The 20,238-nt window shown below is 58.0% G+C and carries 20 protein-coding genes, 3 tRNA genes and 2 pseudogenes; 19 read left to right on the top strand and 6 right to left on the bottom strand.

The window, feature by feature from the left end; all coding sequences use genetic code 11:
* Nucleotides 1-67: 67 nt before the first annotated feature.
* Both AGR2A_RS12235 and AGR2A_RS12230 read left to right on the top strand, forming a co-directional pair.
* Nucleotides 68-421 (top strand): DMT family protein, encoded by a 354-nt coding sequence (locus tag AGR2A_RS12235; RefSeq protein ID WP_003507620.1) that lies wholly within the window; start codon nucleotides 68-70, stop codon nucleotides 419-421.
* A 102-nt stretch (nucleotides 422-523) separates the two neighbouring features.
* Nucleotides 524-946, top strand: coding sequence for a GNAT family N-acetyltransferase (locus AGR2A_RS12230; RefSeq protein WP_080822947.1), 423 nt, complete (start codon nucleotides 524-526; stop codon nucleotides 944-946).
* A gap of 39 nt (nucleotides 947-985) precedes the next feature.
* Here the strand turns inward: AGR2A_RS12230 and AGR2A_RS12225 are convergent, their stop codons facing one another.
* Nucleotides 986-1,369, bottom strand: coding sequence for a winged helix-turn-helix transcriptional regulator (locus tag AGR2A_RS12225; RefSeq protein WP_004442667.1), 384 nt, complete (start codon nucleotides 1,367-1,369; stop codon nucleotides 986-988).
* Between the two features lie 145 nt (nucleotides 1,370-1,514).
* Between AGR2A_RS12225 and AGR2A_RS12220 the strand changes: the two genes are divergently transcribed.
* The gene (locus AGR2A_RS12220) at nucleotides 1,515-2,126 is read left to right on the top strand and encodes an NAD(P)-dependent oxidoreductase (RefSeq protein WP_072494606.1); all 612 of its coding nucleotides are present in this window, start codon (nucleotides 1,515-1,517) and stop codon (nucleotides 2,124-2,126) included.
* Between the two features lie 12 nt (nucleotides 2,127-2,138).
* Nucleotides 2,139-2,615, top strand: a complete 477-nt coding sequence (locus tag AGR2A_RS12215) for a nuclear transport factor 2 family protein (protein WP_004442663.1) — start codon at nucleotides 2,139-2,141, stop codon at nucleotides 2,613-2,615.
* A 65-nt stretch (nucleotides 2,616-2,680) separates the two neighbouring features.
* On the opposite strand, the gene AGR2A_RS12210 is transcribed toward AGR2A_RS12215, so the two are convergent.
* The 3 genes from AGR2A_RS12210 to AGR2A_RS12200 all read right to left on the bottom strand — a co-directional run bounded on the left by AGR2A_RS12210 (nucleotide 2,681) and on the right by AGR2A_RS12200 (nucleotide 4,636).
* Nucleotides 2,681-3,274, bottom strand: coding sequence for a hypothetical protein (locus tag AGR2A_RS12210; RefSeq protein ID WP_035209760.1), 594 nt, complete (start codon nucleotides 3,272-3,274; stop codon nucleotides 2,681-2,683).
* A 5-nt stretch (nucleotides 3,275-3,279) separates the two neighbouring features.
* On the bottom strand, nucleotides 3,280-3,672 hold the full coding sequence (locus AGR2A_RS12205; protein WP_004442658.1) for an acyl-CoA thioesterase: 393 nt from the start codon (nucleotides 3,670-3,672) through the stop codon (nucleotides 3,280-3,282).
* 76 nt (nucleotides 3,673-3,748) lie between these two features.
* Nucleotides 3,749-4,636, bottom strand: coding sequence for a TrmH family RNA methyltransferase (locus AGR2A_RS12200; protein ID WP_006700352.1), 888 nt, complete (start codon nucleotides 4,634-4,636; stop codon nucleotides 3,749-3,751).
* A gap of 209 nt (nucleotides 4,637-4,845) precedes the next feature.
* Between AGR2A_RS12200 and AGR2A_RS12195 the strand changes: the two genes are divergently transcribed.
* Both AGR2A_RS12195 and AGR2A_RS12190 read left to right on the top strand, forming a co-directional pair.
* Nucleotides 4,846-4,930, top strand: a tRNA-Tyr gene (locus AGR2A_RS12195).
* Nucleotides 4,931-4,955: 25 nt separating this feature from the next.
* Nucleotides 4,956-5,029: transfer RNA gene (locus AGR2A_RS12190), tRNA-Gly, on the top strand.
* Between the two features lie 138 nt (nucleotides 5,030-5,167).
* Here AGR2A_RS12190 and AGR2A_RS12185 read toward each other — a convergent pair.
* Nucleotides 5,168-5,488, bottom strand: coding sequence for a BA14K family protein (locus AGR2A_RS12185; RefSeq protein ID WP_072494605.1), 321 nt, complete (start codon nucleotides 5,486-5,488; stop codon nucleotides 5,168-5,170).
* A gap of 263 nt (nucleotides 5,489-5,751) precedes the next feature.
* Here AGR2A_RS12185 and AGR2A_RS12180 point away from each other — a divergent pair, with 263 nt between their 5' ends.
* On the top strand, nucleotides 5,752-6,201 hold the full coding sequence (locus tag AGR2A_RS12180) for a hypothetical protein (protein WP_004442652.1): 450 nt from the start codon (nucleotides 5,752-5,754) through the stop codon (nucleotides 6,199-6,201).
* A gap of 499 nt (nucleotides 6,202-6,700) precedes the next feature.
* Entirely contained in the window at nucleotides 6,701-7,108 is a 408-nt protein-coding gene (locus AGR2A_RS12175; protein WP_080822945.1) for an MliC family protein, read from the top strand.
* A gap of 416 nt (nucleotides 7,109-7,524) precedes the next feature.
* Here the strand turns inward: AGR2A_RS12175 and AGR2A_RS12165 are convergent, their stop codons facing one another.
* Nucleotides 7,525-8,157, bottom strand: coding sequence for a TerC family protein (locus tag AGR2A_RS12165; protein WP_004442646.1), 633 nt, complete (start codon nucleotides 8,155-8,157; stop codon nucleotides 7,525-7,527).
* A 400-nt stretch (nucleotides 8,158-8,557) separates the two neighbouring features.
* On the opposite strand from AGR2A_RS12165, the pseudogene tuf reads away from it, so the two are divergent.
* The 11 genes and pseudogenes from tuf to AGR2A_RS12110 all read left to right on the top strand — a co-directional run.
* Nucleotides 8,558-9,732 (top strand): annotated as a pseudogene (gene tuf, locus AGR2A_RS12160) (elongation factor Tu).
* Nucleotides 9,733-9,874: 142 nt separating this feature from the next.
* A complete protein-coding gene (locus AGR2A_RS12155) occupies nucleotides 9,875-10,768 on the top strand; it encodes an NAD-dependent epimerase/dehydratase family protein (protein WP_072494603.1) in 894 nt (297 codons plus the stop codon).
* A gap of 125 nt (nucleotides 10,769-10,893) precedes the next feature.
* Nucleotides 10,894-10,969: transfer RNA gene (locus AGR2A_RS12150), tRNA-Trp, on the top strand.
* Between the two features lie 183 nt (nucleotides 10,970-11,152).
* Nucleotides 11,153-11,353, top strand: a complete 201-nt coding sequence (gene secE, locus AGR2A_RS12145) for a preprotein translocase subunit SecE (protein ID WP_004442643.1) — start codon at nucleotides 11,153-11,155, stop codon at nucleotides 11,351-11,353.
* Nucleotides 11,354-11,374: 21 nt separating this feature from the next.
* Entirely contained in the window at nucleotides 11,375-11,905 is a 531-nt protein-coding gene (nusG, locus tag AGR2A_RS12140; RefSeq protein ID WP_003523721.1) for a transcription termination/antitermination protein NusG, read from the top strand.
* A 144-nt stretch (nucleotides 11,906-12,049) separates the two neighbouring features.
* Complete coding sequence (gene rplK, locus AGR2A_RS12135) at nucleotides 12,050-12,481, top strand: 50S ribosomal protein L11 (RefSeq protein WP_004442641.1); 432 nt, start codon at nucleotides 12,050-12,052, stop codon at nucleotides 12,479-12,481.
* Between the two features lie 2 nt (nucleotides 12,482-12,483).
* Nucleotides 12,484-13,179, top strand: a complete 696-nt coding sequence (gene rplA / locus AGR2A_RS12130; RefSeq protein WP_003507704.1) for a 50S ribosomal protein L1 — start codon at nucleotides 12,484-12,486, stop codon at nucleotides 13,177-13,179.
* A gap of 355 nt (nucleotides 13,180-13,534) precedes the next feature.
* On the top strand, nucleotides 13,535-14,053 hold the full coding sequence (rplJ, locus tag AGR2A_RS12125; RefSeq protein ID WP_004442637.1) for a 50S ribosomal protein L10: 519 nt from the start codon (nucleotides 13,535-13,537) through the stop codon (nucleotides 14,051-14,053).
* Between the two features lie 59 nt (nucleotides 14,054-14,112).
* Nucleotides 14,113-14,490, top strand: coding sequence for a 50S ribosomal protein L7/L12 (gene rplL, locus AGR2A_RS12120; RefSeq protein ID WP_004442635.1), 378 nt, complete (start codon nucleotides 14,113-14,115; stop codon nucleotides 14,488-14,490).
* A 263-nt stretch (nucleotides 14,491-14,753) separates the two neighbouring features.
* Nucleotides 14,754-18,890: a DNA-directed RNA polymerase subunit beta gene (rpoB, locus tag AGR2A_RS12115; protein WP_022556539.1), complete on the top strand. Its 4,137-nt coding sequence runs from the start codon at nucleotides 14,754-14,756 to the stop codon at nucleotides 18,888-18,890.
* 180 nt (nucleotides 18,891-19,070) lie between these two features.
* Nucleotides 19,071-20,238: pseudogene (locus AGR2A_RS12110) on the top strand (DNA-directed RNA polymerase subunit beta'); the annotation flags it as partial.

Genomic DNA, 20,238 nt, shown 5'->3' with positions numbered 1-20,238 from the left:
GAGGGATCCCCTCAGACTGCCTTCTTCCGCTGCATTTTCAACATCCCTCTTTTTTCCAGGACCCATCATGCCGTTCTCAATCAGCCCTGCCCACATCTGGCCTGTCCTGATGCTCATCGCCTCCAATGTTTTCATGACCTTCGCCTGGTACGGCCACCTCAAGCACAAGGGCAGCGCGCTCTTTCTGGCGATTGTCGCCAGCTGGGGCATCGCCTTTTTCGAGTATGTGCTCGCCGTTCCCGCGAACCGCATCGGGTCGGAGGTTTACTCCACCGCGCAGCTCAAGACCATTCAGGAGGTCATCACGCTCGCGGTCTTCGCGCTGTTTTCGATCTTCTGGCTGAAGGAAAGCATCACCATCAACCATGTCATCGGCTTTGCGCTGATCGCTTTCGGTGCTTCCTTCATTTTCCGGTCCTGAATAGGAGGAGACCCGCGCTTTGCCTGCCCAGAACCATCGCAACGGACAAGAGGTGATGTATCGATGAAAATACGGCCTGCGAGACTTGACGATGCAAAGGGAATGGCAGCGGTTCAAAACGAGATATTCGCGGCCGGCCTTCGAAAAGCGCCGACGGACGTCGCGGCGGTGCTGGAGAATTACATCCAGCACGCCGACCGTATCGAGTGTTCGGTCGCGGAGGATGAAGACGGGCATATCCTGGGCTTCCAGTCGCTGCGTTATGCACGGGCGGACAATCCCTATGGCGTGGCGGAAGGGTGGGGCATCATCGGCACCCATGTCAGTCCGCAGGCGGCGCGAAGAGGCGTTGGATCCGCCCTCTTCGCCGTGACGCGCAGGGCGGCGGAGGCGCGGGGCCTCAAGAATATCGACGCCAGCATCGGCGCGGACAATGCGCTCGGGCAGAGTTATTATGATGCCATGGGCTTCATGACCTACCGCCAGCCGGAAGGGTTGGTCTGCAAGGTTTACCGACTGGACTAGATGCGGCGTGCCGCTGCCGGTCAGGTATTGCTCTGATGGTCAGCTGCGATTGTCGTTTTCGGAATATTGCAGGCGGGCCTTGCAGATGCGGACGTGGTTTTCGTCGGCCCATTGGACCAGCAATTGCATCGGTACCAGAAACGAGCGGCCAAGACCTGTCAGCTCATACTCCACGCGCGGCGGCACCTCGGCATAAAGCGTGCGCCGGATGAATCCATCCTCCTCCAGCCGCTTCAGCGTACGGGACAACATCTGCTTGGAAATGTCGTCAATCCTGCGGTTCAACTCGTTGAAGCGCAGCACGCCGCCCTGCAGCGCTTCGAGAACCAGAAGGCTCCATTGGTCTCCGATGCGGTCCAGCACATCCCGAATGGGGCAGGGCTGCTCGAAGTCGAAGATTTCTTTCGTCTGCGTATCCGACATTTCGATTACCCCATATCCTTGCAGGTCATCGCCATGTGACCAGATCACCGGCTGCTGACTTCTTGCGGCCGGGGACGCGATACCATAGCTCTTTCTTTCGGTCTATTATTTAGACCAACGACAATAGCAACAAAAGGAAGAAGCCATGGCTAAAATCGCGCTCATCGGTGCTTCCGGCAATGCCGGGTCCCGTATTCTCAAGGAACTTTCCGACCGGGGGCATCATGTTACGGCCATTGCCCGCAGCCCCGAAAGGATTGCCGCCCTGCCGAACGTCGTTGCAAAGAAAGGCGATGTCTTCGATCAAACCGGACTTTCAAAACTGCTTGCAGGTCACGATGCCGTGATCAGTTCGGTGCATTTCACGGCGAGCGACCCGGTGACGCTGATCGAGGCCGTGCGTGCCTCCGGCGTTCCACGCTACCTCGTGGTTGGTGGCGCCGGCAGTCTTGAAATCGCGCCCGGCCAGCGTGTCGTCGACCTGCCGGATTTTCCTGCCGCTTACAAGGCCGAGGCCACCAAGGGTGCGGAGTTTCTTGATTTGCTGAAACAGGAAAAGCAGCTCGACTGGACCTTCCTTTCGCCTTCCGCCGAGTTCGTGCCGGGTGAAAGAACGGGCAAATTCCGCATCGGCAAGGACAATCTTCTGAGCAATGAAGAGGGTAGCCGCATTTCCTTCGAAGACTACGCGATTGCGCTTGTCGATGAAATCGAGAAGCCGCAGCATTCCCGCCAGCGCTTCACCGTCGGTTATTGAGAGGTATCACCCATGAATGTCATGACACGTCGTCTCGCCATCGCCGCTCTCGCTCTTGCGCCCGCATTGACAGCCGTTCCGGTGCTGGCCGAAACCGCCGGGCGGGATTTCGCCCGGGAAGAGGCCAATCGCAAGCTGGTGATCGAGTTTTACGATACCGTCTTCAACAAGCACGAAGTGGAAAAGGGTGCTGCCGTTATTGTCGACAGCTACAAGCAGCACAATCCCATGGTGCCGGATGGCAAGAAACCGTTCGTGGATTACTTCACCGGCCACTTCAAGGAAAACCCGCAGTCCAAGGCGCGGATCGTGAGAAGCGCCACGGATGGCGACCTTGTCTATCTGCATATTCATTCAACAGAAAAGGACGGAGACCGGGGCAGGGCCATCGTCGATATTTTTCGGGTGACCGATGGCAAGATCACCGAGCATTGGGATGTAATCCAGCCCGTGCCGGAGACGGCGGCGAACAACAATACGATGTTCTGAGGCGACGAACTTTTGAGGCAGGCGGGCACGCCGGGATCGTGCCCGCTTGCCGGAACGGGTAAACTTCAGGCCAGAAGATCGTAAGTACGGAAAATCCAGGCGATCTGGTAAATCAGCGCAAAGATGACGAGAAACCGATGGAAACGGCGGTTCTCGATGAAGATCGCCAGCGTGAACAAAATGACGTAGATGGCGGTGCGTATAAGGTATTCCGGACCAAGTGAGGCGAGATAGTCCTGGCCTTTCAGCAAAGTATCCCCGACATCGGTGACGAAAAGCGCTGCCAGAAAGGCGAAGAACCAGCTTTTGCGGGAAAGGAAATAATCCTCATATCCCTTGTACTCCTTCATCTCCGTGGGAAAGAGCAGAACGCACAGGAAATAAAACAGCGAGCAGAACAGGATCAGGAAAAGGAACGCGCCGAAGCCCAGTACATGGCCTGTGGCAGAAAGCCGGTGCTCCCACCACCAGAAATGCACCAGCATCAGAAACAGGAACGCCACCCAGCCGATGTGCAGGGGATAAATCCGTTCTTTTTTGGGATGCTGCACGAAACCTGCAAGGCCGGTCAGCAATCGGGCGAGGCTGAGGCCGACCACCATGCCCATGACCGCGCGGATGTGCGAATAGGCTTCTGCGGCGTTGACGGCGGCCTCCATCGCTCCTACTCCGCCGGAGGAATGGGCGTCGGTTGCCCGTTTTCGTCCATCGCCACCATGATGAAGGTGCCGGCGGTTACCTTTTCCAGCTTGTCGTAACGCGACCGCTGCGCCCAGGCCTCTACCGTCAGCGTGATGGAGGTGCGGCCGACGCGGGCAATATCGGTATAGATGGACAGCGTGTCGCCGATCTTCACCGGCAGTTCAAAGGCCATTTCCTTGACTGCCGCCGTGACCACGCGACAGCGAGAGCGTTCCGCCGCACGAATGCCGCTCGCCAAGTCCATCTGTGACATGACCCAGCCCCCGAAAATATCGCCGGCCGGATTGGCGTCGGCCGGCATGGCGAGCGTTCTGAGCGTCAGCTCGCCGGTCGGTTTGATGGTCTGGTCGGTCATGTTGAGATGTGCTCCGTGCGAATGACAAAGGCGCAGCATGCGATGCGCTTTGTGATTTCGCAAGGAATGGCAAGCGTCAGGACGACGCTTTGCCCAGAAATTGCTGCGTTGCGTAAAGGGCGATGGCCGCCGCGTTCGACACGTTGAGCGATTTGATCGCTCCCGGCATATCGAGACGGGCGAGCGCCGAGACGGTCTCGCGGGTCTTCTGGCGCAGGCCCTTGCCTTCGGCGCCGAGCACCAGTGCGATTTTTTCGCCGCTGAAGGTCCGTTCAATCGGGGCGGGGCCCTCCGAATCGAGGCCGACCGAGAAGAAGCCGAGCTTGTGCAGTTCACCCAGCGCATCGGCGAGATTGGTGATCTGGATATAGGGGATGAGTTCCAGCGCGCCTGAGGCGGATTTCGCCAGCACACCCGACTCGGTCGGGCTATGGCGCATCGTGGTGATGACGGCGCCCGCATTGAAGGCGACTGCCGAGCGCATGATGGCGCCAACATTATGCGGATCGGTGACCTGATCGAGCACGAGAATGAGTGGGCTATCCTTCAGCGCGCCCAGCCGCTTGACCGGCAGCGGCCGGGTCTCCAGCATCACGCCCTGATGGATCGCCTCAGGCCCCAAAACCCTGTCGATATCCTGCGGGGATACTATCTCGACCGGGAAGGGCTGCGCCTCCGCCTCGCCGATATCGAGACGTGCAAAGGCATTCTGGGTAACAGAAAGCTTGACAATCTGCCGCTCCGGATTGGCAAGGGCTGCGCGTACGGTATGCAGGCCGTAAAGGTGCACCTGGTCGGGCGCAAGTTGCGGCGGCTTCCAATCGTCGGCGCCGCGGTTCCGGCGCTTCGACTGCTGCGGGGTCGGAATTTCACCGCGCTCGCGCTTCGCGTCGCGCACGGCACGACGCAGGTTGGCGTAATGTGTGTCGCGGGTGGATTTGTTGTTGGGATCGTCTTTGCTCATGGCGCCTTATATCTCCGGCGCGTGCCGCGCACCAGCCCCCGTGATAATCCACAGGGCTGCAAAGGGGATTGAATTTTTTCCCGAAAATTCGTGAAAGGGCGTGTTGACAGAAACGAACGAGGCCGTCATATACGCGCCACAGACGACGCAACGGCGCTTCGCCGCAGCGAAATCTGAAGAGCTTGGTCGCTTGATCCTCGCAGATAACTGGAGGGATGCCCGAGTGGTTAAAGGGGACGGACTGTAAATCCGTTGGCTACGCCTACGTTGGTTCAAATCCAACTCCCTCCACCATTCTGCACGGATCGAAATCGCCACCGCGGGTATAGCTCAATGGTAGAGCAGCAGCCTTCCAAGCTGAATACGCGGGTTCGATTCCCGCTACCCGCTCCAGCTTCCTCTCAGTAAATCACCTTATCGCTGCGCGACGTGTTTCGCGTCTCCGGGTATTTGTGCCGTGAGCATTCAGCCGATGCGGTGATGGGCTCTAATTTATCCTATACGCCATAAATGCCGCGCCCCCAGTCACGCTCAGTAAGGCGAACGGCACTGGCTTCTTGTGCCTGCGGGCGCCAGGTAGCTATTGTCAGTAGGATGATAGGAGGCGTAACGCGCCGCGCACCATTTTACGTGATTTATTTCGGCCTGCGACAGGGCGTATCTGTCAGGCGTGGCTTCTTCCCCGGTTCCCGCAGCAAAGGCGGATGCGGGATAACCGCGCTGGCCTGAATTTTGTGCCTGCGTTTCATAGGCTGGCTGTATGAGGCTCAATGCCTCAGCGGGCATAACAAAAGCGGCAGATAATGCGACGCCAAGAGCGAGCGCGGAGATGGTCTTCGGCATCCTCAACATCGATAAATCCTCATTATTCGTTCGGGATGCTAACGAAAATTTAGGAATTTCGTTCCGATGGAGGCTTGACGCCACACGAAGACGTGATTCTTCGGCTTGATCGGAGAGCGTGGGTTCGGAGCGGGCCTCATGGGGAATCCGAGGCGCGGCAGGATGGATTTATGCTCGCTCAACCAGACTTTGTATCCATGCCGCACTGCTCGTTGACAAGCGGAAAATCCGGTCAGATAGTCGACCGGCAATCATGCAAACGGGAGTCTTCAATGTTGAACAGGGTTGTCATTCTCTCATCCTTTGCGCTGCTGGCATCGGCGGCGTTTGTCTCCCCCGCTGCGGCACTCACCATGAAGGAGTGCAGCGTAAAATATCAGGCAGCGAAAGCTGACGGGTCCGCCAAGGACATCAAGTGGAACGATTATCGCGCCAAGTTCTGCGGCAGCGAGGCGGCGGCTGAAGATGCGGCCGACGACAAGCAGGTCGCGGCCACAACCGAGAAGGAACCCGAGAAAGCGACGATCAAGGCTCCGAAGGGCGTCGCTTTCCCGAGCGCTGTTGACAAGAAATATTCAAGCGAGACGCCGGCAAAGGCCCGCCTGAAAACCTGTGTCGACTCCTATCACAAGAACAAGAATGACGGTACGCTCGGCGATCTGAAATGGATCCAGAAGGGCGGCGGCTACTGGAGCCTGTGCAACACGGCGCTGAAGAGCTGAGGCGGGCAGGGGCGGCGGTCGGTTTCCGCCGCCCTGTCCCGAGCCGATATCGCATGAAGCGTGTAGCGCTGGAGGCGAAGACCCTCGCGCTGGCGGATCTGTGCGTCCTGCTCCGTCCACCGACCCCATTTCGGGCGGGTAAAATATGCGAATAGCCTGTGATTCAGCCTCTTGGTAGACAGGCTGATCCCTGCGGTTTATCCGCATCCAGCAATTCAACGGTTACGGTTGTCGAGCAACGGCCGTCCGGCGATGGGGGCGGATGACCAGACGGTTTCGAAATTATCTCGTAGTTCTGGCCATATCCTTGGCGATGTGGGCTGTGATTCTCGGCATTGTTTACTGGCTGTTTCGATAGCCAGCCCCCGCTTGGGGTGGATTGCAATGATGCACGCGTCCAGCGGCAATGAATCGGGGATATGGCGGCGGTTCCTGGAGCTGCCGCAATTTGGCTTTGCTGGCGTGACCTTATGACGGGGTCAAACCAGGAAGGCCCATCATGAAGAAATCCGTTGCAGCCCTCTATCTTGCCGCTCTGTCCCTGCCGGCTGCCTCCAGCGCGCTTGCCGAGGATCTGGTGATTCCGCTTCCCGGGGATACAACGGTTGAAAAAACCGATGCCGTCTATCGGTGCGGCGCCGAGACGGTGGAGGCGGTTTATTACAATGCCGGCGACATCAGTCTTGTTCGGCTGGGCTTGAAGGACGGCGTTATCGTCGCCGCCAATGTTGTTTCAGGCTCCGGAGCAAAATACCAGGGCGGCGCTCGTGTCTGGTGGTCCAAAGGAGACGAAGCCGATCTCTACGATGTGATGGCGGATCCGGACATGAAACAGCCGGTTCACTGTGTGGAAGAGAAAAAACCTGATCGCCATGATATTCATGGAGCGGCGGCAGGGCGGTTTTGAAAACCGTGCCATGCCGCCGGTCAGTGTCAGGCTGCATGCTCAGCCAAGAACAAGCGACGCTACAAGCGCCAGCAGAATGAGAGAACTGGCGACGACGCCAAGCTTCATTCGGCGAAGACGACGGGTACGTCCGCCGCTCCAGTCATAAGCCATTGGGAGCTCTACCTTTCTTTTTATTATTATGACTTATAAGTAGCTCCCTAGGCTTGCCCGTGGCTGACCTCAATTGCCAGAATCCACCGGCGACAAATCACGATTTCCCAATCTTCTCCGGATGTTGCAGCGAAGGCGACAGCTGATTCCCTGCTCGTTCCACCAACGCAAAGGCCGGGTGGTCGGTGAGCTGGCCCCCGTCATGCAAAAGGCCCGGAAAGCGAGGCTTCCGGGCCTTTTGAAAGTGTGTTTCTGCAGGTGGCTCAGCCGAGATAGGCCTGAATGTAGGGCAGGACTTCGAGCGTGCCGTGATACAGCATGTTGAGCGCCACGTAGATGATGACCATCAGGCCGAGATAGGAAATCCAGCGGTAGCGGTGCAAAAGCTTGGCGACGAAGTTGGCTGCAAGTCCCATCAGCGCGATCGAGACGATGAGTCCGATGACCAGAACAGTCACATGTTCCTGCGCGGCGCCGGCGACGGCGAGCACATTGTCCAGCGACATGGAGACGTCGGCGATGACGATCTGGGTCGCTGCCTGGAAGAACGTCTTGTGGCCCTTGGTCAGGTCGGCCTCTTCATCCGTCACCTCGTCCTCGATGGAGCCCGAAGCTTCGCGCAGTTCGCTCCACATCTTCCAGCAGACCCAGGCGAGCAGCAGTCCGCCAAAAAGTTGCAGGCCGACGATGGCAAGAAGCTGTACGGTGACGGCGGCAAACCCGATGCGGAGAACCGTGGCGGCGATGATGCCGACAAGGATCGCCTTGCGGCGGAGATGCGCGGGAAGACCGGCGGCGGCAAGGCCGATGACGATGGCGTTGTCGCCTGCCAGAACGAGATCGATCGCAATGACCTGTAAGAATGCCGTGAAACCGGCGGCTGTGAAGATTTCCATTGGCTGGTCCTGAAACGGATAGAGAGGCGGCGCGGGGAAAAGCGGCGGTCGAGACATGCATGGCAGCGCGGCAGCGCCCGTTTCCGCTCGCCCGTCTCCCCCCGGCGATGAGTGTCCTTAAGCCATCGAGCCGCCCCAGGTAAAGAAGTTGTGATGGAAATATCTTAATTAGTGATCGGCTGCGACTGAAAAGGCAGCTCGTCTCTATCTCTGTGTGATGCCACGGCGCGGGTTTGAATGTCGCAAAACATACACCATATACGCCCCACAAGGCACGCTTAGAGCGCGCGCGAAGGCGCTTTCACAATTAAGTCTTGCGCATTCGCTTACAAAGCCTTAAACGGCGACACCAAACCGGTTCGCCGGGGAAACTACTTCACGTTCACAGGAAGCAATTCACATGGCAAAGAGCAAGTTTGAGCGGACGAAGCCGCACGTCAACATTGGCACGATCGGTCACGTTGACCATGGCAAGACGTCGCTGACGGCAGCAATCACGAAGTTCTTCGGCGAGTTCAAGGCGTATGACCAGATCGACGCGGCTCCTGAAGAGAAGGCTCGTGGTATCACGATCTCGACGGCACACGTTGAGTACGAGACGGCCAACCGTCACTACGCTCACGTTGACTGCCCCGGCCACGCCGACTACGTGAAGAACATGATCACCGGTGCTGCCCAGATGGACGGCGCGATCCTGGTTTGCTCCGCCGCTGACGGCCCGATGCCGCAGACGCGCGAGCACATCCTGCTTGCCCGTCAGGTTGGCGTTCCGGCCATCGTCGTGTTCCTCAACAAGGTCGACCAGGTTGACGACGCCGAGCTTCTCGAGCTCGTTGAGCTTGAAGTTCGCGAACTTCTGTCGTCCTACGACTTCCCGGGCGACGATATTCCGATCATCAAGGGTTCGCGCTTGCTGCTCTTGAAGATTCCGACAAGAAGATCGGTGAAGACGCGATCCGCGAGCTGATGGCTGCGGTTGACGCCTACATCCCGACGCCTGAGCGTCCGATTGACCAGCCGTTCCTGATGCCGATCGAAGACGTGTTCTCGATCTCGGGCCGTGGTACGGTTGTGACGGGTCGCGTTGAGCGCGGTATCGTCAAGGTTGGTGAAGAAGTCGAAATCGTCGGCATCCGTCCGACCTCGAAGACGACTGTTACCGGCGTTGAAATGTTCCGCAAGCTGCTCGACCAGGGCCAGGCTGGCGACAACATCGGTGCACTGGTTCGCGGTGTTAACCGTGACGGCGTCGAGCGTGGTCAGATCCTGTGCAAGCCGGGTTCGGTAAAGCCGCACAAGAAGTTCAAGGCAGAAGCCTACATCCTGACGAAGGAAGAAGGCGGCCGTCATACGCCGTTCTTCACGAACTACCGTCCGCAGTTCTACTTCCGTACGACGGACGTCACGGGCATCGTTACGCTTCCGGAAGGCACGGAAATGGTTATGCCTGGCGACAACGTCACCGTTGACGTCGAGCTGATCGTTCCGATCGCGATGGAAGAAAAGCTGCGCTTCGCTATCCGCGAAGGCGGCCGTACCGTCGGCGCCGGCATCGTCGCCTCGATCGTCGAGTAATCTTAAGGCCTGAAAAGGCTTGACGAAAACCCCGCTGGAGACAGCGGGGTTTTTTGTTTTGTGTCTTGCGCCTGGAGGATGGGAGCTTTCGTTCCTCGGTCCCGGCTGCTACTTCATTGCTGGGGAGATGATGAGGAGTATCATGAAGAAGCGCATTCTGTTTACCGGTGGTTCCGGCAAGGCCGGACGACATGTGATCCCGTGGCTCATCGACAAGGGATATGAGGTCCACAACATCGATCTCGTTCCGCTCGAGAGGCCGGGCGTGACCAATCTCATCGTCGATATCACGGACAGCGGGCAGGTTTTTAATGCCCTTTCCATGCATCGGAACTTCGCGGAGCTCGAAGGCGGGAAGGGTGTTCTGCCCTTTGATGCGGTGATCCATTTTGCTGCGGTTCCACGCATTTTGATCAAGCCGGACAACGAGACGTTCCGTATCAACACCATGGGAACCTATAATGTCATCGAGGCCGCGATAAAGCTTGGCATCCGAAAGGTAGTGATAGCATCGAGCGAGACCACATACGGGGTCTGTTTCGCCGAGGGCGAGAAGGATTTTCACCACTTCCCGCTTGAAGAGGACTACGATGTCGATCCGATGGATTCCTACGGGCTGTCGAAGGTGGTGAATGAAAGAACCGCGCGGGCCTTTGCCGAGCGAAGCGGATACGACATTTACGCGCTGCGAATCGGCAATGTCATCGAACCCCATGAGTATGAGAAGTTTCCCGATTTCTTTGCCCATCCGGAAACACGCAAACGCAACGCCTGGGGCTACATCGACGCACGTGATCTCGGCCAGATCTGCCATCTTTGCATCGAAAAGGATGGCCTCGGTTATCAGGTCTTCAATGCCGTTAATGATACAGCTACGGCAACGGTCCCCACGCGCGAGCTTGCCCGGACATATTTCCCTCAGGTGCAATTCCGCCGAGAGATCGGAGAGCATGAGGGATTGATCTCCAACCGCAAGATTCGCGAGATCCTTGGTTTCAAGGAAGAGCATGACTGGCGGAAATACGTCAAAACCTGACGGGTGCATGATTTTCGGGGGCAGAGTGGAAAAAACAAAAAACACACTTGCCATTCTTTTCCCTGCACCTTAAAGGAGCGCATACCGAATTGGCCAAGCGATTTCGCGGCCGGTTCAGGTGATTAAGGGGTATAGCTCAGTTGGTAGAGCGGCGGTCTCCAAAACCGCAGGTCGGGGGTTCGAGCCCCTCTGCCCCTGCCACTTTCCATTCGCAAGCGCGGTTTTCGCTGCATGGCAGATGGGGCCGGTTTACCGGCGAATTTCGCCGAATGTCGATTTCCTCTTGTTAAAAGTGGAATCGGTGTTTATGTAGGGTCAAAACAGACACGCGGTGCGTGGGGCTGATTAGTTCGGCTTTACGCGCCGTAATTGCGTGGGCAGTCAATGGCATCCAAAACCAATCCGTTTACGTTTCTGCAGCAGGTTCGCGCCGAAGCGTCAAAGATCACTTGGCCGTCGCGCCGCGAGACCATGATTTCGACGGCTATGGTGCTGGTGATGGTCATTTTCGCGGCTCTGTTCTTTTTTGCTGCTGACCAGCTCATTGGCTGGATTCTCAGCCTTGTGCTGAACGTCGGCCGGTAACGGATTGAACGGAGAGTAAAGATGGCAGCGCGCTGGTATATCGTTCACGCATATTCGAATTTCGAAAAGAAGGTCGCTGAGTCGATCGAGGAAAAGGCCCGTCAGAAGGGTCTGGACCATCTTTTCGAGAAAATCCTCGTGCCGACCGAAAAGGTGGTCGAGGTGCGCCGCGGCCGCAAGGTCGATAGCGAGCGCAAGTTCTTTCCGGGTTACGTGCTGGTGCGCGCCAACCTGACGGATGAGGCTTATCACCTCATCAAGAACACGCCGAAGGTTACCGGTTTCCTCGGTTCGGACAGCAAGCCTGTTCCGATTCCGGATTATGAAGCCGAGCGTATCCTTGGTCAGGTTCAGGAAGGTGTCGAGCGTCCGAAGTCTTCGGTTTCGTTCGAGATCGGCGAGCAGGTTCGCGTCTCCGACGGTCCTTTCGCGTCATTCAACGGCGTGGTTCAGGACGTGGACGAGGAGCGTTCGCGCCTGAAGGTGGAAGTTTCGATTTTCGGCCGCGCAACGCCGGTCGAGCTGGAATACAATCAGGTCGAGAAGGTCTGATTGGCGGGGCGATGCCCCAAGCGCGTGGAAGGCTAACTGGCTCTTTAAGCCGGGGCAGGGCGCCGCACCACGCAACCGCAGCCGCCGGAGAAATCCGGCTTAAGAGAAGCCGGGCAACCGGTTTGAATTGAAAGGCAGAGAGATATGGCTAAGAAAGTTGCAGGCCAGCTCAAGTTGCAGGTAAAGGCTGGGTCGGCCAATCCGTCCCCGCCGATCGGTCCGGCACTTGGTCAGCGTGGCATTAACATCATGGAATTCTGCAAGGCGTTCAATGCCGCCACGCAGGAAATGGAAAAGGGTATGCCGATCCCGGTCGTCATCACCTATTACCAGGACAAGTCCTTCACCTTCGTCATGAAGCAGCCGCCGATGACGTACTGGCTGAAGAAGGAAGCAAAGATCACCTCCGGTTCCAAGACGCCTGGCAAGGGCGCCAAGGTCGGCTCCATCACCAAGGCTCAGGTCAAGTCGATCGCTGAAGCCAAGATGAAGGATCTGAACGCAGCCGACATCGAAGGCGCAATGGCAATGGTTGAGGGCTCTGCCCGCGCCATGGGCCTGGAAGTGGTAGGTTGATCATGGCCAAGGTAGCAAAGCGCATTCAGAAGATCCGCGAAGGCGTGGATCCGAACAAGCTCTACGTTCTCACCGACGCCATTTCGATGGTCAAGGAACGTGCAGTCGCCAAGTTCGACGAAACCGTTGAAGTTTCGATGAACCTCGGCGTTGACCCGCGCCATGCGGACCAGATGGTTCGTGGCGTTGTCAACCTGCCGAACGGCACCGGCCGTGACGTTCGCGTCGCCGTCTTCGCCCGTGGCGCCAAGGCTGATGAAGCCACGGCTGCCGGCGCTGACGTTGTTGGTGCGGAAGAACTGGTTGAAATCGTTCAGGGCGGCAAGATCGACTTCGATCGCTGCATCGCAACCCCGGACATGATGCCGCTCGTCGGCCGTCTCGGCAAGGTACTCGGCCCGCGTGGCATGATGCCGAACCCGAAGGTCGGAACCGTGACCATGGACGTTGCCGGTGCTGTCAAGGCATCCAAGGGTGGCGCTGTCGAATTCCGCGTCGAAAAGGCCGGTATCGTACACGCTGGCGTTGGCAAGGCTTCGTTCGACGCTAAGGCTCTTGAGGAAAACATCAAGGCTTTCGCTGATGCGGTCATCAAGGCAAAGCCGGCTGGCGCCAAGGGCAACTATGTCAAGCGCGTCGCCATTTCCTCGACCATGGGTCCGGGCGTCAAGATCGACCCTTCGTCGGTTACGGCTTAATCAATTCTCGCGCTTCCGGAGTGAAGTGTGAATAAAAGAATTTCCGGCTCCCAGGAGCCGGAGATTTCCGGGGAAACCCGGAACTCCTGTCCGAGATTGCGGGTGGCCATGTCCTTCGGGGCCCGGCCTTAATCATTTAGCCTGCATGAGACGGGTGAGGCTGGATTTGAGGCATCTGTCGATGCCTGACTGTCCGGTTCGAACCTGGTGTGCCTGTGCCTGAAGCCGTTTGCGGCGACAGAGCGGGGGACAGGATCCTCGAGCGTCGCTCGGGATCTTTGTAAAAAGGTCCCTTGGGGCAAAGGCAAACCCGACGGGTTCACAATCATGTGGCCCCGTCTACTGGAGACAGACAGTGGAAAGAGCGGAAAAACGCGAATTCGTCACGGAGCTGAACGAAGTCTTCAAGGCTTCCGGTTCGGTTGTCGTGGCCCACTATGCTGGTGTCACCGTTGCGCAGATGAACGACTTCCGTTCGAAGATGCGCGCTGCCGGAGGCACCGTCAAGGTCGCGAAGAACCGCCTGGCCAAGATCGCTCTTCAGGGTACGGAGTCGGAAGGGATGACCAATCTCTTCAAGGGACAGACGCTGATTGCATACAGCACTGACCCGATGATCGCTCCGAAAGTCGTCATGGATTTCGCCAAGACAAACGACAAGGTCGTTGTTTTGGGCGGCGCCATGGGCGCAACCACGCTCAACGCCGAAGCAGTCAAGTCGCTCGCGACCCTGCCTTCGCTGGACGAGCTGCGCGCAAAGCTGCTGGGCCTTCTCAATGCCCCGGCAACTCGCGTCGCTACGGTTGTCGCCGCACCTGCAAGCCAGCTGGCTCGGGTGTTCTCGGCTTACGCCAAGAAGGACGAAGCCGCTTAAGGCGGTTTTTCGCTGTAAATATTCAAACTGGTTCGAACTGAACAAAAGGAACTATCAAAATGGCTGATCTCGCAAAGATCGTAGAAGACCTCTCCTCGCTGACCGTTCTGGAAGCTGCAGAACTGTCCAAGCTTCTCGAAGAAAAGTGGGGCGTTTCCGCTGCTGCTCCGGTGGCCGTTGCTGCTGCTGGCGGCGCTGCTGCTGCTGCTGCTCCGGAAGAAGAAAAGACCGAGTTCGACGTTATCCTGGTTGACGCTGGCGCCAACAAGATCAACGTCATCAAGGAAGTTCGCGGCATCACCGGCCTCGGCCTCAAGGAAGCCAAGGACCTCGTTGAAGGCGCTCCGAAGCCGGTCAAGGAAGCCGTTTCCAAGGCTGAAGCTGCTGATCTCAAGAAGAAGCTTGAAGACGCAGGCGCCAAGGTTGACGTTAAGTAATCTTGCGATTGCTGGCGGGAAGGGGCTTAATGCCCCTTCCCGTCGTCATCGTTTTTAAAACTCATTACCCAAAAGCCGCGTGAAAATGGCTTTTGGGTAATGGGTTCTTCAAGAGAATGGTTCCGAACCGGCTCATCAAGGCAATCCGGCCTGATCGATCCGGGATGTGGAACGAGATTGAGGATACCCATTGATTGACGGGATCGACTGGCCATCGGTTCCCGTCCGTTGCAGGCCCGGATGCAATTTTTAAAGGAGCGACGATGGCTCAGACCCTTTCGTTTAACGGTCGCAGGCGCGTACGCAAGTTTTTCGGCAAAATTCCAGAAGTAGCGGAAATGCCGAACCTCATTGAGGTTCAGAAGGCTTCGTACGACCAGTTTCTCATGGTTGACGAGCCCAAGGGTGGCCGTCCCGACGAGGGATTGAATGCCGTTTTCAAATCCGTATTCCCGATCACCGATTTTTCCGGCGCCTCCATGCTCGAATTCGTATCCTACGAATTCGAAGCGCCGAAGTTCGACGTCGAGGAATGCCGTCAGCGCGATCTGACCTATGCAGCGCCGCTCAAGGTGACGCTGCGCCTCATCGTGTTCGATATCGATGAAGATACGGGCGCGAAGTCCATCAAGGACATCAAGGAACAGTCCGTCTACATGGGCGACATGCCGCTCATGACCAATAACGGCACGTTCATCGTCAACGGCACCGAGCGCGTCATCGTTTCGCAGATGCACCGTTCGCCGGGCGTGTTCTTCGATCACGACAAGGGCAAGAGCCATTCTTCCGGCAAGCTGCTCTTTGCTGCCCGTGTCATTCCGTATCGCGGTTCCTGGCTCGACATCGAGTTCGACGCCAAGGATATCGTCTATGCGCGTATCGACCGTCGCCGCAAGATCCCCGTGACCTCGCTGCTGATGGCGCTTGGCATGGACGGCGAAGACATTCTGTCGACCTTCTACACCAAGGCTTCCTATGAGCGTGACGGCGACGGCTGGCGTATTCCGTTCCAGCCCGAAGCGCTGAAGAACGCCAAGGTCGTCACCGACATGATCGACGCCGATACCGGCGAAGTGGTCGTCGAGGCGGGCAAGAAGCTCACGCCGCGCCTTATCCGCCAGCTCTCCGAAAAGGGCCTCAAGGCGCTGAAGGCGACCGACGAAGACCTTTACGGCAACTACCTGGCCGAAGACATCGTCAACTACGAGACGGGTGAAATCTATCTCGAGGCCGGCGACGAAATCGACGAGAAGACCCTCGGTCTGATCCTGCAGTCCGGTTTTGACGAGATTCCGGTTCTCAACATCGACCACGTCAATGTTGGCGCCTATATCCGCAACACGCTGTCTGCCGACAAGAACGAGAACCGCCAGGAAGCCCTGTTCGACATCTACCGCGTCATGCGTCCGGGTGAGCCGCCGACCATGGATTCGGCGGAAGCGATGTTCAACTCGCTGTTCTTCGATGCAGAGCGTTACGATCTTTCGGCCGTTGGTCGCGTGAAGATGAACATGCGCCTCGACCTCGACGCGGAAGACACCGTGCGCACGCTGCGCAAGGAAGACATCCTCGCCGTCGTCAAGATGCTGGTCGAACTGCGCGACGGCAAGGGCGAAATCGACGACATCGACAACCTCGGCAACCGCCGTGTGCGTTCTGTCGGCGAACTGATGGAAAACCAGTATCGTCTGGGCCTTCTGCGCATGGAACGTGCGATCAAGGAACGTATGTCCTCGATCGAAATCGACACCGTGATGCCGCAGGACCTGATCAACGCGAAGCCGGCAGCTGCTGCCGTTCGCGAGTTCTTCGGTTCCTCGCAGCTGTCGCAGTTCATGGACCAGGTGAACCCGCTTTCGGAAATCACCCACAAGCGTCGTCTTTCGGCTCTTGGACCGGGTGGTCTGACCCGCGAGCGCGCCGGCTTCGAAGTCCGCGACGTTCACCCGACCCACTACGGCCGTATTTGCCCGATCGAGACGCCGGAAGGCCCGAACATCGGTCTGATCAACTCGCTTGCAACCTTTGCCCGTGTCAACAAGTACGGCTTCATCGAGAGCCCGTACCGCAAGATCACCGACGGCAAGGTCACGAACGACGTTATCTACCTCTCCGCCATGGAAGAGGCGAAGTATTACGTCGCGCAGGCCAACGCGCCGCTCAATGAAGACGGTTCTTTCTCGGAAGAGTTCGTCGTCTGCCGTCACTCGGGCGAAGTTATGCTCGCACCGCGTGACAACATCAACCTGATGGACGTTTCGCCGAAGCAGCTCGTTTCGGTTGCAGCGGCTCTCATACCGTTCCTGGAAAACGACGACGCCAACCGCGCTCTCATGGGCTCGAACATGCAGCGTCAGGCCGTTCCGCTTCTGCGGGCGGAAGCGCCGTTCGTCGGCACCGGTATGGAACCGATCGTTGCTCGCGACTCCGGCGCTGCCATCGCAGCTCGCCGCGGCGGTGTCGTCGACCAGGTCGACGCGACGCGTATCGTTATCCGCGCCACGGAAGATCTCGATGCAGGCAAGTCCGGCGTTGACATCTACCGTCTGCAGAAGTTCCAGCGTTCGAACCAGAACACCTGCGTCAACCAGCGTCCGCTGGTGTCCGTCGGTGATATCATCTCCAAGGGTGACATCATCGCGGATGGTCCGTCGACCGACCTCGGTGACCTGGCTCTCGGCCGTAACGCGCTCGTCGCGTTCATGCCCTGGAACGGCTACAACTACGAAGACTCGATCCTGATGTCGGAGCGTATCGTTTCCGACGACGTGTTCACCTCCATCCACATCGAAGAGTTCGAAGTGATGGCGCGTGACACGAAGCTTGGTCCGGAAGAAATCACGCGCGATATTCCGAACGTTTCGGAAGAAGCGCTGAAGAACCTCGACGAAGCCGGTATCGTCTACATCGGTGCAGAAGTTCAGCCAGGTGACATCCTCGTTGGCAAGATCACGCCGAAGGGCGAAAGCCCGATGACGCCGGAAGAAAAGCTTCTGCGCGCCATCTTCGGTGAAAAGGCTTCCGACGTTCGCGACACCTCCATGCGCATGCCTCCGGGCACGTTCGGTACGGTCGTGGAAGTCCGCGTCTTCAACCGTCACGGTGTGGAGAAGGACGAGCGCGCGATGGCTATCGAGCGCGAAGAGATCGAGCGTCTGGCGAAGGACCGTGACGACGAGCAGGCGATCCTCGACCGTAACGTCTACGGCCGTCTGATCGACATGCTGCGTGGCCAGGTTTCGATTGCCGGTCCGAAGGGCTTCAAGAAGGGTGTCGAGCTCTCCAACGCCGTCGTCTCCGAATATCCCCGCTCGCAGTGGTGGATGTTCGCCGTCGAGGACGAAAAGGCCCAGGCTGAGATCGAAGCACTTCGCGGCCAGTACGACGAATCCAAGTCGCGCCTTGAGCAGCGCTTCATGGACAAGGTCGAAAAGGTCCAGCGCGGCGATGAAATGCCTCCGGGCGTCATGAAGATGGTCAAGGTCTTCGTTGCCGTTAAGCGCAAGATCCAGCCGGGCGACAAGATGGCCGGCCGTCACGGTAACAAGGGCGTCGTCTCGCGTATCGTTCCCGTCGAGGACATGCCGTTCCTCGAAGACGGCACGCATGTCGACATCTGCTTGAACCCGCTCGGCGTGCCGTCGCGCATGAACGTCGGCCAGATCCTCGAAACCCACCTCGCATGGGCATGCGCAGGCATGGGCAAGAAGATCGGCGAGATGCTCGAAGAGTATCGCAAGACGATGGACATCAGCGAGCTTCGCAGCGAGCTGACGGAAATCTACGCGTCTGAAGCCAATGACGAGGTTCAGCGTTTTGACGACGACTCGCTCGTCAAGCTCGCCGAAGAAGCCAAGCGCGGTGTTTCCATCGCGACTCCGGTTTTCGACGGTGCGCACGAGCCTGACGTTGCCGCGATGCTGAAGAAGGCAGGTCTGCATGAATCCGGTCAGTCCGTTCTTTACGACGGCCGTACCGGTGAGCCGTTCGACCGCAAGGTCACCGTCGGCTACATGTACATGATCAAGCTGAACCACCTTGTCGACGACAAGATCCACGCTCGCTCGATCGGTCCTTACTCGCTCGTTACCCAGCAGCCGCTGGGCGGCAAGGCGCAGTTCGGCGGTCAGCGCTTCGGGGAAATGGAAGTCTGGGCTCTGGAAGCATACGGCGCGGCTTACACGCTGCAGGAAATGCTCACCGTCAAGTCGGACGACGTGGCTGGCCGTACCAAGGTTTACGAAGCAATCGTCCGTGGCGACGACACCTTCGAAGCCGGTATCCCCGAGAGCTTCAACGTTCTCGTCAAGGAAATGCGGTCGCTCGGCCTGTCCGTCGAGCTGGAAAACTCGAAGATCGAGAACCAGCCCGAAGACCAGCTGCCTGACGCGGCGGAATAAACACGACAGAGGCGGGCGCCTGAGAGGGCGCCTGCCGGTTTCCCGAGCGGTCTTTGCGGTTCGGGATACTTTCGCCGCATTATGCGGTTAATCCGTATTTAAAGCTCTGGACGGCGACCCGGGAAGAAGCCGGTCCAGATGCAAACAGGGGCAGCAGCTAGCCTCTCAAGGAGACAAGGCATGAACCAAGAGGTCATGAATCTTTTCAATCCTCAGGTGCCTGCGCAGCATTTCGATTCCATCCGGATTTCGATCGCTTCGCCGGAAAAAATCCTGTCGTGGTCCTACGGCGAGATCAAGAAGCCGGAAACCATCAACTACCGTACGTTCAAGCCTGAGCGTGACGGTCTTTTCTGCGCTCGCATCTTCGGACCGATCAAGGACTACGAGTGCCTGTGCGGCAAGTACAAGCGCATGAAGTACAAGGGCATCATCTGCGAAAAGTGCGGCGTCGAAGTGACGCTGTCGCGCGTTCGCCGTGAGCGCATGGGCCATATCGAGCTCGCAGCGCCGGTTGCCCACATCTGGTTCCTGAAGTCGCTTCCTTCGCGTATCTCGACCCTGCTCGACATGACGCTGAAGGATGTTGAGCGCGTTCTCTATTTCGAGAACTACATTGTCACGGAACCCGGTCTCACCTCGCTCAAGCAGAACCAGCTTCTGTCTGAAGAAGAGTACATGATCGCCGTCGACGAGTTCGGCGAAGACCAGTTCACCGCCATGATCGGCGCTGAAGCCATCTATGAGATGCTGGCTTCGATGAACCTCGAAAAGATCGCCGGCGACCTGCGTGCCGAACTTGCTGAGACCACGTCGGATCTCAAGCAGAAGAAGCTGATGAAGCGCCTGAAGATCGTCGAGAACTTCATGGAATCGGGCAACCGTCCTGAATGGATGATCATGAAGGTCGTTCCGGTCATTCCGCCGGACCTGCGTCCGCTGGTTCCGCTGGATGGCGGCCGTTTTGCGACGTCCGACCTTAACGATCTCTATCGCCGCGTCATCAACCGTAACAACCGTCTGAAGCGCCTGATCGAGCTTCGTGCGCCTGGCATCATCATCCGCAACGAAAAGCGTATGTTGCAGGAATCCGTCGATGCGCTGTTCGACAACGGCCGTCGCGGTCGCGTCATCACGGGTGCCAACAAGCGCCCGCTGAAGTCGCTCTCCGACATGCTCAAGGGCAAGCAGGGCCGTTTCCGCCAGAACCTTCTCGGCAAGCGCGTCGACTATTCCGGCCGTTCGGTCATCGTGACCGGTCCGGAACTGAAGCTGCACCAGTGCGGTCTGCCGAAGAAGATGGCGCTCGAACTGTTCAAGCCGTTCATCTACGCCCGCCTCGACGCCA

The organism is Agrobacterium genomosp. 2 str. CFBP 5494 (genome assembly GCF_900013495.1).
Classification (GTDB): domain Bacteria; phylum Pseudomonadota; class Alphaproteobacteria; order Rhizobiales; family Rhizobiaceae; genus Agrobacterium; species Agrobacterium pusense.
The sequence above is the reverse complement of the archived record's forward strand: the minus strand, read 5'-3'. Positions and strand labels throughout refer to the sequence as shown.

Coding starts and splice junctions, on each gene's coding strand:
- AGR2A_RS12235 (WP_003507620.1), top strand. CDS start 68: ATGCCGTTCTCAATCAGCCCTGCCCACATCTGGCCTGTCCTGATGCTC.
- AGR2A_RS12230 (WP_080822947.1), top strand. CDS start 524: ATGGCAGCGGTTCAAAACGAGATATTCGCGGCCGGCCTTCGAAAAGCG.
- AGR2A_RS12225 (WP_004442667.1), bottom strand. CDS start 1,369: ATGTCGGATACGCAGACGAAAGAAATCTTCGACTTCGAGCAGCCCTGC.
- AGR2A_RS12220 (WP_072494606.1), top strand. CDS start 1,515: ATGGCTAAAATCGCGCTCATCGGTGCTTCCGGCAATGCCGGGTCCCGT.
- AGR2A_RS12215 (WP_004442663.1), top strand. CDS start 2,139: ATGAATGTCATGACACGTCGTCTCGCCATCGCCGCTCTCGCTCTTGCG.
- AGR2A_RS12210 (WP_035209760.1), bottom strand. CDS start 3,274: ATGGAGGCCGCCGTCAACGCCGCAGAAGCCTATTCGCACATCCGCGCG.
- AGR2A_RS12205 (WP_004442658.1), bottom strand. CDS start 3,672: ATGACCGACCAGACCATCAAACCGACCGGCGAGCTGACGCTCAGAACG.
- AGR2A_RS12200 (WP_006700352.1), bottom strand. CDS start 4,636: ATGAGCAAAGACGATCCCAACAACAAATCCACCCGCGACACACATTAC.
- AGR2A_RS12185 (WP_072494605.1), bottom strand. CDS start 5,488: ATGTTGAGGATGCCGAAGACCATCTCCGCGCTCGCTCTTGGCGTCGCA.
- AGR2A_RS12180 (WP_004442652.1), top strand. CDS start 5,752: ATGTTGAACAGGGTTGTCATTCTCTCATCCTTTGCGCTGCTGGCATCG.
- AGR2A_RS12175 (WP_080822945.1), top strand. CDS start 6,701: ATGAAGAAATCCGTTGCAGCCCTCTATCTTGCCGCTCTGTCCCTGCCG.
- AGR2A_RS12165 (WP_004442646.1), bottom strand. CDS start 8,157: ATGGAAATCTTCACAGCCGCCGGTTTCACGGCATTCTTACAGGTCATT.
- AGR2A_RS12155 (WP_072494603.1), top strand. CDS start 9,875: ATGAAGAAGCGCATTCTGTTTACCGGTGGTTCCGGCAAGGCCGGACGA.
- secE (WP_004442643.1), top strand. CDS start 11,153: ATGGCATCCAAAACCAATCCGTTTACGTTTCTGCAGCAGGTTCGCGCC.
- nusG (WP_003523721.1), top strand. CDS start 11,375: ATGGCAGCGCGCTGGTATATCGTTCACGCATATTCGAATTTCGAAAAG.
- rplK (WP_004442641.1), top strand. CDS start 12,050: ATGGCTAAGAAAGTTGCAGGCCAGCTCAAGTTGCAGGTAAAGGCTGGG.
- rplA (WP_003507704.1), top strand. CDS start 12,484: ATGGCCAAGGTAGCAAAGCGCATTCAGAAGATCCGCGAAGGCGTGGAT.
- rplL (WP_004442635.1), top strand. CDS start 14,113: ATGGCTGATCTCGCAAAGATCGTAGAAGACCTCTCCTCGCTGACCGTT.
- rpoB (WP_022556539.1), top strand. CDS start 14,754: ATGGCTCAGACCCTTTCGTTTAACGGTCGCAGGCGCGTACGCAAGTTT.